The sequence below is a fragment of the Streptomyces sp. NPDC051133 genome, assembly GCF_040682635.1.
Taxonomy (GTDB): Bacteria; Actinomycetota; Actinomycetes; order Streptomycetales; family Streptomycetaceae; genus Streptomyces.
In genome coordinates, this window is sequence record NZ_JBFBBK010000050.1 from 19,677 (window position 1) to 32,289 (window position 12,613).

The following is a 12,613-nucleotide window of genomic DNA, read 5'->3' on the forward strand; positions in this document are numbered from 1 at the left end:
TGCCTTCCTCAGGTCTGGCGGCCGTGCATGAGCACGGGGTTGGCGTAGACGGTTCCGGAGGTGCTGGAGACGTAGGCCTGGACCTCGACCTTGACCTGCTTGCCGAAGACCGAGGAGAAGTCGTTGGCGATCGGTCCGGTGTTGTCGAAGTCCGCCGGGACGGTGACGGTGCCACCCCACTGGGCGCCGTTGACGAGCACCCGGACGTAGCCGGTGGCGCCGGAGCCGGCCCGGGTGTTCACCAGCAGGCGCATGTACGGCTGCCAGACGACGTTGTAGGACACCGCGATGGTCGTCCACGCGGTCGCGGTGGTCTGCGGCCAGCGGGTGGTGGAGGTGTCCTGCGGCGGCAGCATGGGCAGCCAGGGCCGGGCGAGACCGCCGGTGGCGATGTCGTCGGAGAACAGCTCGCGTTCCCCGGTGGAGTCGAAGATGCGCAGCGGCTGCGCCGAGGTGCTGGTGCCGTCGCCGTTCTGCACGGTCAGCGCTTTCGCGCCGGTCTGGCGGCGGATCGCCAGGCCGTACTCGTCGCCGCTCCAGCGGCCCACCGCGAAGACGGCGGCGCCGCCGTCCGGCGGCCGCACGGAGAGGTAGCCACCGTCGGTGATCTCCACACCGCCGCCGGAGATCTGGTTCAGGGCGGGGCGGGTGTTGACCGCGGTGGCCAGCTGCTGGATCCGCCGCTCCATCTGGGTGAGCCGGTCGATGATGTCTTCGGGCAACTGGGGCATCAGGCCTCCTCCAGGTACAGGTCCGCGGTGTCGGGACGCCCGCGCTGCGCCGGGTCGACTTTGACGCCGACGATCCGGTAGCGGGCGTCGAGCCCCTCGGACCACCACTCGTCGGTGATCCGTATCCGGGCCGTGCGGCCGAGCAGCGCGGTCGGCACCAGGTCGTCGAGGCGGATGGTGATCTCGGGGATCACCACCGCCCCGGTGGCCGTCTTCAGTTCGGCCCGGGCGAAGGCGTTCAGGGTCTCGGGGTCGGTGATGTCGTTGTGGTCGGACGACAGGTCGATGCGCGGATATCCGGCCTTCTCGATCAGGTCGTCCGCGGATGCGACGGCGGAGGCGAGCGGCCGGGACTCGGAGGCCTGGTTGGCGTTGACCGACGCCCCCCGGGCCCGGGCGGTGGTGCCGCCGCGGGTGGCGTCGCGCGGGAACGAGTACGCGAGGATCGAGCCCGGCCGGTCCAGCACCAGGTCGGTGAAGCCGGTGGTGATCTTCGGGCTGCCCAGCCGCAGCCGGCGCACCCGGGCAGCGGTGGCGGGGTCGGTGTACACGGAGATGTAGTGCTCGAAGCCGTTCTCCATCGCGGCGAGGGCGTCGATGGCGTCGAGGTAGACGGTCTCGTCTCCGTCGCGGTAGGTGACGGTGCGGTACTGCGGGGGCTGGGACAACTCGTTCCCGTAGGTGACGCCGATGTCTCCGCCGTGCAACGAGGTCTGCAGATCCGCCCACAGGCCCCGGGCGATCTCCAACTGGTCGCTGTGCGCCTGGCCCGCCGGGGGGAACGACAGCTTGTAGTTGGGGTCATAGGCGGGCTTGGGTGCCCGGATCATGCGACGGCCCGCGTACGACTCGAAGGTGGCCGCCTGGATGCCCAGGGTGATCACACCGTGGTCGTCGCTCTGCAGGGTGCTGGTCCAGACGATCCCGCCCCACCACAGGTCGTCGCCGCGCTGGAGGTAGACCGAGGTACGGCCCTCCTCGATGCGGCGGACCCGGGCGGCCATCGCCGCGTCGGGGACGGGGACGGTGCCGGAGAGCGAGCCGGGCTTGCCGATGTAGTCGTCGACGGTGACGTCGCGGAGCGGAAGGATGTCGATGGTCCGGTCGGTGCGCAGATCGCAGAAGATCGCGCGGTACGGGGTGTTGATGGTCATACGCTGGGTCAGCTCCCGTGGCTCTCGAGCGGATGGACGGCGCTCACAGCACGAAGCACGCGGACAGGCGCACGCTGTTGCCGACCTGGATCACGCCGCTCGTCGCCCAGGTGATCAGGTAGACCGAGCCGTCGGGGGTGAGCCGGACGCTGCCGTCCGCGTAGCCGTCGGTCGCGACCGCGTAGGTGTCGGTGGCGGGTCGCCAGCCGGCCGGCAGGGTTCCGATCAGCTCGTCCGTGACGTTGCCCGGATTGGTGGTGCCCGCAGCGGTGGCGGTGAGGTTGGCGGTCGTGCGGGTCAGCGCCATGGTGAACGAACACACCCCGCGGGTCCGGCGGGCGCTGTACGACGTCAGCGTCCAGTTGCCCGTCGCGGTGGCTCCGGTGGTGGCCGTCTCGACGGCGACCGGCGGCTGGTAGTCGGCCCAGGCGGTCCCCGACCAGCGCTGCAGGACGCCGCTGCTGTCGCGGTACTGGCCCGGATAGGCGCCGCTGGAGGTGTCGGTGGTGACCGGCAGGATGCCGCCCACGGCGACCGTGGCGTTGCGCCGGCCGGTGAGGGCGGTGGTCCAGGGGATGGCGGTGGTGCCCGTACTCGCCCCGGCCGGCACGACCACCTCGTACAGCGGCAGCGACAGGCCCGGCGCGGCGGGTACGGCCGGGGTCGCGGCGGGGGTGCCCCGGACGATCTCGACGACTGCCTCGGTACGGGCGGAGCCGTCGTAGGGGTCGTCGTAGACACGCAGGACGACCAGGTCGATGCGGCTGTACTGGGGGTCGCCGTCGGCGAAGGTCAGGGGCAGGTACTCGGTCAGCGCGACCGGGTAGGCGCCGCGGGCGTCCGTGCTCTGGATGACGGCGCGCCCCGGGCTGACGGTGGCGTTCATTGTGCCGGTGGTCCCGGTCAGGGTGAAGCCGGAGATCCGGGACTGCCCGTCGGGGGAGCCCGGCAGGATGCCGGAGCGCGTGGCGGTCGGTGAGGTCGGGGTGAGAGCACCGAGCGAGACGAGGCGGGTGTCCTCACGTGACTGGCTGTCGGACAGCCAGCCGGAGCGGACGGGCATGGTCAACTCCCTTGGGTTCGGGTCAGCTCGACATCTCGACGCGCATGAAGACGTTGTCGAACCAGCTGGTGACGGCGGCGTCGCCGGATCGGTGCATGGCGGTCATCGTGTAGGTGGCGCCGGGGGTGAGCCCGTACAGCCGCCACATGGTCGAGACGGAGGAGCCCAGGGGGCCGCCGTGCGAGCACGAGAACTCGTCGTTCGGGGCGAAGTACACGGTGCCGTCCTGGGCGGTGATCTTCGGAACCATCAGCGCGGAGGTGGTGCTGCTGTTGGCGGTCCACATGCGGGCCCCGAAGTGGAGCATCACCGCGCCGGTGGGCGGGGCGATGAAGACAAGGTCCAGCGAGGTTACGGTGGTGCCCGTGAGCGCCGCCGTGTACGTCGTCGAGGTGGTGTACCCGGCGTCCAGGGACGAGGCGTAGTACGGCGTGTTGGCCCGCTGCCAGAGCGTGCCGTTCCAGCGCTGCAGGATGCCGTTGGGCGCGTCGCGGTACTGGCCCGGGTAGGCGCCGGCCACGCTGTCGGCGTTGGTGGACGGCAGGATGCCGCCGACCGCGACGGTGGCGGTGCGCAGGTCGGTGCGTGCGGTGGTCCAGTCGATGCCCTTGGTGGCGCCGGCGCCGGCGGGGACCGTCACGGAGAACAGGGCCAGCGCGGCGTCGGGGGTGGCCGGCACGGCCGGGGTGGCGGCCGGAGTGCCCTTGATGACCTCGACGGCGGCCTCGTTGCGGGTGAGGCCGTCGTAGGCGTCGTCGTAGATCCGCAGCACGACCAGGTCGATGCGGCTGTACTGGGCGTCGCCGTCGGCGAAGGCCAGCGGGACCGGGTCGGTGACGGCCACCGGGTAGGCGCCTCGCGCGGCGGCGGTCTGGATCACCGCCCTGCCCACACCGACGGTCGCGGTCATGGCACCGGTGCCGGTCAGGTCCAGGCCCGCGATCCGGCTCTTGCCGTCGGCCGAGCCGGGCAGGACGCCCGAGCGGCCCTGGAGTTCGCCGACCGGGGTGATCGCGCCGATCGGGGTGACCCGGGTGTCCGCCCGGGTCTGGCTGTCCGGGGACAGCCAGGCGGAGTTGATCGTCATGGGGGTCCCCGTCTCAGGCAGCGGATTCGTAGGTGCCGTGTATCGACAGCGTGTCCCCGGTGGTCCAGGGGAACGGCAGCGCCTTGCCCCACAGGCCGGTGGCCAGCTTCATGGAGTCGCGCATCCCGTGGACGTATCCGACGCCGTTGGTCACCGAGAGCTGACCCGAACCCTGGTACAGGAGCAGGGTCGAGGCGTCGAAGGCCTCCATGCTCATCGCCCGGTGGTCCAGCTTCCAGGCCTGCTTGGAGTTCGGCGCCGTCGGCAGCGAGAAGGTCCAGCGGCCGTCGGAGGCCTGTGCGGACAGATTGGTCGTCGAGCCGATCTTGAGGTAGATCCGCACGTGCACCAGGTTGTTGATCTTCACGTACGACCCGGCCAGCGTGCCGTTGCCGATGCTCGGGGCGGTGCCGGCCTCGGCGCCCCAGACCGGTGTGTAGTCGGTCCAGTTCGGCTGGTATGACACCCACGCCGAACCGTTCCAGCGCTGCAGTCCGGCGGAGGAGTCGCGGTACTGCCCGGTGTAGGTCGCGGTGCTGACCGCACCGGACGGGGCGATGCCGCCCAGCGCGCTCGGGTACGACACCCAGGCCGAGCCGTCCCAGCGCTGCAGGGCGCCGCCGAAGTCGCGGTACTGGCCCGGGTAGGCGCCGATGCCGGTCTCGCCGACGGCCGGCAGGATGCCGCCGATCGCCACGACCGGCGTGCGCAGGTCGGTCATGTCGGTGTCCCAGTGGATGCCACCGGTGCCCGCGCTCGCTCCGTGGCGGACGGTGACCTGGTAGATCGGCAGGCAGATCGGGGGAAGGGCGGGCGGCTGCGGGTTGGGACCGGCGGTGCCCTTGACGATCTCGACCTCGACCTTGTTGAACCCGGACTTGTCGTACATGTCGTCGTAGACATGGAGGATGATCACGTCGATGCGGTCGTACGAGGCGTCGCCGTCGGCGAAGGTGAGCTTCAGCTGCTCGGGCAGGGTGACCGGGTAGGCGCCCTGGCCGCTGTCGGCCTGGATGACGGCACGGCCCTCGTGCACGGCCGCGGTCATCGCGCCCGCGTCCCCGCTCACCCAGAAGCCGCCGAGGCGGTAGAGGCCGTCGTAGGTGCCGGGCAGAACACCGGAGCGGACCTGGATCGGGTTGGCCGGGGTCGTCGCGCCGATCTGGGTCAGACGGGTGTCCTCGCGGGTCTGGCCGGTCGTGGCCACCCATGAGCTGCGCATGTTCATGTGAGAGTCTCCTGGGACTTCCGAAACGGGCGGGAGGGGTGAGGGGTCGTCAGGGCGCGTGCCGGGCGCGTCAGCCGCACGATCACCACTCCGCGGAACGCCAGCGGACCGACAGCTGGGCTCCGGCACCGAAGGAATCGGGCCGGAAGGCCGGCTGGGCCCGGCCCGGTTCGAAGGAGAACAGCTCCTCGGGGCTGCTGTCGGCGGCCGCCGTGTTCCGACGGGAGGCGGTGCCGTTGAGGGTGACCGTGCCGGCGGCTGTGTCCACGACCAGCTCGTCACCCGCGGCCAGGCCGATCTCGTAGCGCAGCCGGCGGTTGGAGACGCGCTCGGTCACGGTCGGGTTGACGCACGGCCCGGTGAAGGTGATCACCGGGTGGGTGGGCGCCGAGCCGTCGTTGAAGACGTCGACATCACCGGTGGAGGCCGTCTGACCCCAGTTCAGCGGCCATGTCAGCGGCCAGGTCAGGCCGCTCTCCGGCTGCGGGGGGCCGGTCACCGCGGTCTGCTCGTCGACGGCGTAGCGGCGCGGATCGGTGGCGTACCACTGCACGGACGCCTTGGAGACGCCCTGCGTGGTGTACGTCCGGTCGGCGGCCAGGACGCGCTGGCTGACGCGGGCGCGCACGGCCAGCGTCTCGCCGTGCAGCCGGACCGCCAGCCAGCGTTCCTCGTCGCCGAGGAGCAGCGCCTGGCGCAGGGCGCGCATCGCGGCGAGCGAGGAGGCGGTGTCGTCCTGCGGCGGCAGGGTCCACACCGTGCCGCCGACCTTGCGGGGCTTGGCGTAGCGGGCGCCCGGCCAGGCGCCGTGCGAGGTGGGGTGGTCGGCGTCGGAGGTGTCGTAGTCGGGCAGGTCCTCCCAGCCGGTGAGGCCGCCGCTGTCGATCTCGTACGGCGTGCCGGGCCCCATCAGCAGTCCGGCCCACTGCATCTGCCCGTCGAGGGTGATGAGTGAGCCGGGGGGGACGTCGTCGGTGTATGCGATTGTGGTCGTCTCGGCCATGGGGCCGTCACCTCACTGTCGTGACTGTCATGCGCAGGCGTGGGCGGAGGCCAGGAAGAGCAGGTCCTCCGCCGTGCCGAAGGCGCCGGCGCTCCGGCTCTCGTGGAACTCCTCGATGCGGTGGGGGCTTTGCGCGGTCCTCCGGTGGCGGGCGGCGAGGGCGCGCTGCCGTTCCAGGGCGGTGAGGGGGAGCACCCGGCCGCTGTGGGAGTGGGCGCCGGGCACCGCGACGCCGCCCTGCGCGAGCATCGGGATCTTGTTCAGGTGGACGCCGAACTTCTTGCCGAAGAAGCTGAAGCTGAGGCTGTTGAGTCCGTCGATGATCCAGTTGGCGAAGGCGATCAGGCCCTGGATGGGGCCCTTGACGACCCCGGCGACGGTCTGCGCGCCGGTGGTGACGAACCGGCCCATCCCGCGCAGGGTGCCCGAGAGAGCGTCCTTGACCCGCTGGAACATCTGGGGGATGTGCTTGCCGATCCAGTCGGTGACCGGCCGGACGGCGTCCTTGAAGCCGCTCCAGATCGCCGACATCTTCCCCGTGAGGGCGCGGGTGTCGCCCGTGGTGAGCGCCTTGAGCACGGCGAAGCCGGTGCCGATCAGGGTGCTGAGGACCTTGAGGGTGCCGGCGATGAGGTGCAGGTAGCCGGACACGTAGGTGCCGACCACGGTCGCGATGACCTTGAGCACCGGCGCGAGGACGGTCAGCACGCTCTCGACGTACTTCAGGACGAGCTCGGCGAGCTGGTCCATCAGCCGCTGCCCGGTCTCGGAGTTCATCGCGAGGTCCAGCAGCCAGCCGGCCATCGGCAGCAGGATGCCGGTGACGAATCCGATGGGGTTGGCCTTGGTGATGAGGTTGATCAGCATCATCACGCCGGAGCCGATGGTCATGGCGAGGCCGAACTTGTCGAGGAGGTCGCCGAGGACACCGGAGGCGTCGAGGAGCGCGCCGACGACGGCGAAGACACCGCCGAGCGCGCCGCCGAGCTTTCCGAGCGTCTTCCCGGCGCTTTTGACCTTGGTGCCGATGGACTTGATGCCCGACCTGGCGGCGGTGGCGGTCTGTCCGGCCTTGGCGACGGAACGGGCGGCGGTGTCCGCGTTCGTCTTGATCTTCTGGAGCGCGGTGGCGCTCTGGTGGGTGGGGGTGCCGATGTGGTCCAGGCAGGCGGCGGTGTCCTTGATGCGGTCGGTGAAGGACCGCATCCCGGCCTGGGCCTGCTCCGCCTTGGTCCGGATGGAGCGCAGGACGGGTACGGCCCCCTTGAACGGGTTGCGTACGACCGTGCTGCTCATCCGCGTGCCTTGGCCAGGTACATCAGGGCGTCGGCGGTCCGTTGCGGACTGCTCTTCTCCGCCGCGTAGTAGTGCTCGATGTGCAGGGCGCCTCCGTCCGAGCCGCCGTTGTACGCCCGGCCCTGCGCGGCGGCCCTGCGGAGCAGTCGGTCGAGCTTGCTCAGCGGCAGCACGGCCTCGGCCTCACCGGCCTCCGCCAGGAGCGCCGGCACACCGCCGGAGCGGGGCATGACGACACCGCCGGTGGCGAGCGCGGGGATGTGCGGAAGGCTGACGCCGAACGTCTTGCCGCCGACCATCGGGACCCAGCCCGGGATCGACACGTGGATGCCGTTCAGGGCGCTGATCGCGCGGTTGATGATGCCGATGACGCCGTTGATGGGGCCGGTCACCGCGCTCTTGATGCCGTTGAAGGCGTTGCTCGCGATGCCCTTCAGGCCGCCCCAGATGCTGGAGAGCCGGTCCTTCACTGCCTTGAAGGAGTTCGGGATCACGGACTTGATCCAGCTGACGACCGGTGAGATGACGGCCTTGATGCCGTTCCAGGCGCCGGAGACGACCGTCCTGATGGCCTTCAGCGTGTTGCTGATGACCGACTTCCAGGCGTTGACGCTGGACCGGACGACGTCGACGATCGCCTTGAAGATGGACGAGACCGACGACTTGACGCCGGACCAGACCGACTTGATCAGCTTTCCGGCGTTCTTCATGATCGGCCCGATGGCCTTCATGACGCTGCTGATCACGGTCTTGATGACGGTGAAGGCCTGCTTCAGGACCTTCTGCATGGTCTTCGAGTTGGTCACCATGTCGATGACCTTGTCGATGAGCGGCTGCAGCAACTGCATGAGCAGGCCGAAGAAGTTGCCCTTCATCGACTTGTTCATCTTGTCCTGGCCCTTGGCCGCCTTGCTCGCCCCGGACTCGTACTTCCCGAGGTTCTTGCCGGCGCTGGACCCCGTCTTCCCGGCCTTGCCGAGGGACTTCTCGGCCTTGTCCGACGCGGTCTTGAGGTCTTTCAGCTCCTTCCCGGAACCGTCGGCAGCCGTCTTGAGGGACTTCAGCTGACCGGCACCCTTCTGGCCGGCGCTGCCGATTCCCTTGGCCGACGTCGCGGCGCCGGAGGCTTTGGACTTGAAGTCCTCAAGGGAGCCGGAGGCCTTCTTCAGGGAGCTGACGAGACTCATCTAGCACCTCCTTTCGAGAGAGCTGGAACATCAGGAGATGGCGTCGGCGGCGTGGGTGGACGCGGTGGCAAGGTTCCGGAACATCTCTCGGACGTTGTCCGCGTTGTCGTGGAGTTCCTTGGCGGCCTTCGAGATGTCCCTCAGCGTCCGGGGCTTGGGGAGCTTCTCGTGGTCGAAGGCGGACATCTTCTGGTTGAGCCTGTCCGTGGCCGCGGTCAGCTCGTCGAGCTCCGCGGGGCGCAGCCGTTCGGTGACCTTCTCCAGAGCGCCGCTCAATTTGGTCGCCGCGCCGGCCGTCCGCTTCATCTTGGCTGCGGACGGGAGCTTCGACTTCAGTCTGTCGAAGGCCTCGACCTGGCTGTTGACCCTGCCGAGCGCCTGCCCGAGATCGCGCGCGTCGCCGGCACCGGACCCGCGCGAGGCGCCGCTGCCGCGCTGTGCTCTCCGGAATCGCCGACTGGCCTCCCGTTGGGACTGCTGCATCTCCCTGGAGGTGCGTTCCGGACGCAGCCCGAAGTGTCCGTTGTCATCCCGCCCGTAGTACTGGCGCTGTCCTGTGAGGCGGCCCGTGGCCCGCAGCGTCCATTCCTTGAACGTTGCCAAAAAGCTCTTGATCTTGCCCAGCATTCCGGTGATCATCGTTCGGACTTTGCCGTAGAAAGCGATGGCAGTGCCCACTGCGGTGGTGAACAGCAAGACCTTCGCCAGGATGTCTCCGCCCTTGGCGATATCCGTGAAGGCTTTGATCATCCCGAGGAGAGTCTTGACCGGCTCCGTCTCCTTGAGGAGATCCCATCCAGTCTTGGGCTCTTCCTTCTTCTCCTCCTTCTTTCCCCCCTTCTCGATCGCCGTCTTCAACTCGGCTATTTTGGATTCGAAGAGGGCCTTGGTGACCTCCTGCTGGGCGTTCTCGTCGACTTGTTTTTTGACTTCTGTCAGCCGGTCGTAGACCTCGTCCGTGGTGTGCTGTCCCATGTGCATGCTCCTTGCTGGTGTCGCTCAGCTGGGGTTTTGCATCGATCTGGGTCTTGCTCGCGTCGTGGATCCCCGGTAACCTCAAGGGTTCGGCGGAAGAATCAGGGGGGAATGAATGGGTGTCTTGATCTGGGCTGTCGGGAGTTGCTTCCTTCTCTTGGGATTGTTCTGTTTCTTCATAGCCCTCCTGTTGTGGTCCAGCTGGCGACAGGGAGTTGAGCGGGCGACGTTCGTGAAATTCTTGGCGTGGCTTTCTGCAGGAGTCGTCGCGGAGGGGCTAATGGTGGTCTTCTACATGCACAAGTCATAAATTGCAGTGAAAAAGTGGCAGGCCAGGTTTCACTGGCCGGCCTCCTCATTTCTCAGCTGCACGCCGAAAGCCCGCCGGGCTCAGCCCGGCGGGCTCGTCGAAGGCGTGGGCTTCGGCCGGCCTGCCCCCCGCGGCGCCCGGCCGGCCGGTCAGCCGCGCGGTCGCGCGCGCCGCGCCTCGGTCAACGCGTCCGTCCACCCCGCCGCGTAGGCCTTCGACTCGCGCGTGAGCAGCTCCTCGTACAGCCGGTCGAGCAACGCCTCGCGGTCGGGCGCGGGGGAGCGCAGGAGGTCCGCGAGGCGGGTGTAGGTGTCGATCGGCTGCTCCGGGAGGTTGCTCGTGCGAGTCGCCATGTCGTCCTGCTTTCCGGTCTGTCCGCTGGGCCCTGCTGGTGGTACAGGCGGCGCCCCTGTGGCGTTCGAAGCGCCTGTTCGAACTAGTGTACGAGGAATCTTCTGGTGTCGGAGCGTGTTTGTCGAGGACTCTCCGTTGCCAAGCGGGGGCGAGCAGCGGCGATGTGGGGGTCCGGTCTGATTGTGTGTCAAAGCGGTGGAGTAGGATCCGGCCGTCCTCCCGTCGGTGAATGAAGGGTGAACGTCAAGGCCCGGCATAGGACCTGAAGCTCAGTCACACGACGGTGGGCGGCGGCAGGGCAGCCGTCCTCGCGCGGGGGCGCGATCGGGCAGGGACGAGAGCAAGGCCACGGGGTGGACGGGGACGCGAGCTACGCGCGGCAGCGGCATGTGATCGATTGGCTCGAACAAGCCTCCGATCTGCCGCATCTCATCGCTCGTGTCTCCGAGCTCGTCCTCCGTCTCGGTTACGAGCCCGAGGACCTCGTGGTCATGCCGCGCGCCGAGCTCGACCGGCGGGAGCTGGCCGCCTACAGCGCCGGGTGGGCCGATGTGGTGGAGGAGCAGCTTCCGGCCGTCCGCCAGGCGTACGAGCAGCGGATCACCGCCGCCTATCTCCAGGGCCAGGAGGACGCCCGCACCGGCCGCCGGCCGCGCCGGGCCCGCCGGCCCGAAGCCGAACGGGAGCACGACGGCGGCGAGGTCATTCAACTGCCGTATGTCCAACTCCTGCGTCCTCCGTCCGAATTGACGCGAGTAGAGCAGCGGGGACATCGGGAGCGGTCCGTTGCGGACGGCGGTCCGGTGCCCGCGCCGGGTCCGGTGCCGGCGTTTGTGGCCGGGGGGGCCGGCGGTGGTACGGCCCACCCGTCGGCCCCGGCGTCGGCGAGCGCGTCGTACGACGGGCCCGTGGGCGACACCGCGGACGCGACGGACGGTGACGCCGGCCCCCACGACGACTCCGGGCAGCCGGACACCGGCACGGCTCCCGATTCCTCCGGCGACGCCCTGTTCTCCGCGCGTGAGGTGCGGGAGAAGCGGACCGGACCTGTGGAACGGCGGCCGGTGGTACGGCGCAACGGCCGGCCCAGTGTGCCGCCGCTCGCCCGGCCCGCCGACCCGGGAGCCGGGCGGGACAAGGGGCGACGGGCGGGGACGGGGGAGGCGTCCGACACGGCGACGGCCCCCTCCGGTGAACGGACACGACTGTCCGACCGGGCCCGTGCCCTCGCCGACGAGTTCGAGGGCCGGGGGACGGGCCGGCGGAAGGACGAGCCGCCCGGGCCCGCGGACTCGCGTTGAATCCGCGGCGCGGGTCCATCAGAGGCGGTCAGCCGAAGAATCTGGCCAGTTGGACGGCCGACGGGGATCCGGTGGCGGGGTCGGTGCTCTGCGGTTCGGATCGGGCCGGCCGTGCGTCGGGCCCGCGTGCCGTGCCCGCGGATGTCCGCGCCGCCCCGTCCCCGTCCTCGTCGCCGTCCCCGTCCCCGTCCGTCTCCTCCGCGTCCACCGGACGTGGCACCGGTTCCGGGTAGTCCGGCTGTTCGCCCTCGTCCGAGTTGACGGAGGCGAACATCCAGTTGGCCGCGGCCAGATGGTCCACGACCGCCGCCAGCAGATGGTCCGTCACCGACCAGTCGGCCGCCTCGCCGTGCAGCTCCCGGTTGAGGGCGCTGTCGCGCGGCAGTTGCTTGATGAGCACCGCGAGCCGCCGGGCGGAGAGGCGGTCGCGGTGCCAGTCGAGCAGGTCGATGCCGTAGTAGCGGAGCAGGTCCGCCTCAAGGGCCTCGGCGTGTTCGTCGACGAACCCGACGAGGCTCAGTCTTCCCCCAGGCCGAGCCCGGTCTCCCGACCGTAGGCCTCCAGGATGGCGGCGATGTCCTGCATGGTGACCTCGTGCTGCTCGAAGCGGGCGAACTGCTTCTCGCCGAGCAGCAGCCTCAGCAGCCCGTCCACGTCATTGTCGTCGAGCTTGCGCAGGGCCTTGGCGGCGGCGCGGGTCAGCTCGGTGGGCAGGGTGTAGCTCTCGCCGTCGAGGTCGAACGACCAGGTACGGCCGAGGGCTTCCAGGCGCTGGGCGCGGGCTGCGTTGACGTCGAAACGGGCCATGGTGGGTGCTCCTTGAAGTCCGTGAGTCCGATGGTGACGAGAAGGCGGGCAGAGGGGCGGCCCTGCCATTGGCCGTGAAAGAGGTCTTCCGGAGGTGGTGGCGTTGGCGAGGAGTTC

General features: G+C 69.7%; 12 protein-coding genes and 1 pseudogene. 1 reads left to right on the plus strand and 12 read right to left on the minus strand.

Annotation, left to right across the window (positions count from 1 at the left end; translation table 11 throughout):
• Window positions 1-8: 8 nt before the first annotated feature.
• The 10 genes from AB0N17_RS35670 to AB0N17_RS35715 form a co-directional block, all read right to left on the minus strand.
• The gene (locus AB0N17_RS35670) at window positions 9-731 is read right to left on the minus strand and encodes a hypothetical protein (RefSeq protein WP_366015797.1); all 723 of its coding nucleotides are present in this window, start codon (window positions 729-731) and stop codon (window positions 9-11) included.
• Complete coding sequence (locus AB0N17_RS35675) at window positions 731-1,885, minus strand: hypothetical protein (RefSeq protein WP_366015798.1); 1,155 nt, start codon at window positions 1,883-1,885, stop codon at window positions 731-733. Before AB0N17_RS35675 ends, AB0N17_RS35670 begins: the two co-directional genes overlap by 1 nt.
• A 43-nt stretch (window positions 1,886-1,928) precedes the next feature.
• On the minus strand, window positions 1,929-2,948 hold the full coding sequence (locus AB0N17_RS35680) for a hypothetical protein (protein ID WP_366015799.1): 1,020 nt from the start codon (window positions 2,946-2,948) through the stop codon (window positions 1,929-1,931).
• Window positions 2,949-2,970: 22 nt separating this feature from the next.
• Window positions 2,971-4,035: a hypothetical protein gene (locus tag AB0N17_RS35685; RefSeq protein WP_366015800.1), complete on the minus strand. Its 1,065-nt coding sequence runs from the start codon at window positions 4,033-4,035 to the stop codon at window positions 2,971-2,973.
• Between the two features lie 13 nt (window positions 4,036-4,048).
• Window positions 4,049-5,263: a hypothetical protein gene (locus tag AB0N17_RS35690; protein WP_366015802.1), complete on the minus strand. Its 1,215-nt coding sequence runs from the start codon at window positions 5,261-5,263 to the stop codon at window positions 4,049-4,051.
• Between the two features lie 82 nt (window positions 5,264-5,345).
• On the minus strand, window positions 5,346-6,266 hold the full coding sequence (locus AB0N17_RS35695; RefSeq protein ID WP_366015803.1) for a phage tail protein: 921 nt from the start codon (window positions 6,264-6,266) through the stop codon (window positions 5,346-5,348).
• A gap of 27 nt (window positions 6,267-6,293) precedes the next feature.
• Entirely contained in the window at window positions 6,294-7,562 is a 1,269-nt protein-coding gene (locus tag AB0N17_RS35700; protein ID WP_366015804.1) for a tape-measure protein, read from the minus strand.
• Complete coding sequence (locus AB0N17_RS35705) at window positions 7,559-8,749, minus strand: phage tail protein (protein ID WP_366015806.1); 1,191 nt, start codon at window positions 8,747-8,749, stop codon at window positions 7,559-7,561. Before AB0N17_RS35705 ends, AB0N17_RS35700 begins: the two co-directional genes overlap by 4 nt.
• Before the next feature lie 30 nt (window positions 8,750-8,779).
• Window positions 8,780-9,724, minus strand: a complete 945-nt coding sequence (locus tag AB0N17_RS35710) for a hypothetical protein (protein WP_366015807.1) — start codon at window positions 9,722-9,724, stop codon at window positions 8,780-8,782.
• Window positions 9,725-10,183: 459 nt separating this feature from the next.
• Window positions 10,184-10,387, minus strand: a complete 204-nt coding sequence (locus tag AB0N17_RS35715) for a hypothetical protein (protein WP_366015808.1) — start codon at window positions 10,385-10,387, stop codon at window positions 10,184-10,186.
• Between the two features lie 354 nt (window positions 10,388-10,741).
• Between AB0N17_RS35715 and AB0N17_RS35720 the strand changes: the two genes are divergently transcribed.
• Complete coding sequence (locus tag AB0N17_RS35720) at window positions 10,742-11,689, plus strand: hypothetical protein (RefSeq protein WP_366015809.1); 948 nt, start codon at window positions 10,742-10,744, stop codon at window positions 11,687-11,689.
• A 208-nt stretch (window positions 11,690-11,897) separates the two neighbouring features.
• Here AB0N17_RS35720 and AB0N17_RS35725 read toward each other — a convergent pair.
• Window positions 11,898-12,140: pseudogene (locus tag AB0N17_RS35725) on the minus strand (hypothetical protein); the annotation flags it as partial.
• Between the two features lie 65 nt (window positions 12,141-12,205).
• Window positions 12,206-12,496 (minus strand): hypothetical protein, encoded by a 291-nt coding sequence (locus AB0N17_RS35730; RefSeq protein WP_366015810.1) that lies wholly within the window; start codon window positions 12,494-12,496, stop codon window positions 12,206-12,208.
• Window positions 12,497-12,613: the final 117 nt, after the last annotated feature.

Coding starts and splice junctions, on each gene's coding strand:
- AB0N17_RS35670 (WP_366015797.1), bottom strand. CDS start 731: ATGCCCCAGTTGCCCGAAGACATCATCGACCGGCTCACCCAGATGGAG.
- AB0N17_RS35675 (WP_366015798.1), bottom strand. CDS start 1,885: ATGACCATCAACACCCCGTACCGCGCGATCTTCTGCGATCTGCGCACC.
- AB0N17_RS35680 (WP_366015799.1), bottom strand. CDS start 2,948: ATGCCCGTCCGCTCCGGCTGGCTGTCCGACAGCCAGTCACGTGAGGAC.
- AB0N17_RS35685 (WP_366015800.1), bottom strand. CDS start 4,035: ATGACGATCAACTCCGCCTGGCTGTCCCCGGACAGCCAGACCCGGGCG.
- AB0N17_RS35690 (WP_366015802.1), bottom strand. CDS start 5,263: ATGAACATGCGCAGCTCATGGGTGGCCACGACCGGCCAGACCCGCGAG.
- AB0N17_RS35695 (WP_366015803.1), bottom strand. CDS start 6,266: ATGGCCGAGACGACCACAATCGCATACACCGACGACGTCCCCCCCGGC.
- AB0N17_RS35700 (WP_366015804.1), bottom strand. CDS start 7,562: ATGAGCAGCACGGTCGTACGCAACCCGTTCAAGGGGGCCGTACCCGTC.
- AB0N17_RS35705 (WP_366015806.1), bottom strand. CDS start 8,749: ATGAGTCTCGTCAGCTCCCTGAAGAAGGCCTCCGGCTCCCTTGAGGAC.
- AB0N17_RS35710 (WP_366015807.1), bottom strand. CDS start 9,724: ATGGGACAGCACACCACGGACGAGGTCTACGACCGGCTGACAGAAGTC.
- AB0N17_RS35715 (WP_366015808.1), bottom strand. CDS start 10,387: ATGGCGACTCGCACGAGCAACCTCCCGGAGCAGCCGATCGACACCTAC.
- AB0N17_RS35730 (WP_366015810.1), bottom strand. CDS start 12,496: ATGGCCCGTTTCGACGTCAACGCAGCCCGCGCCCAGCGCCTGGAAGCC.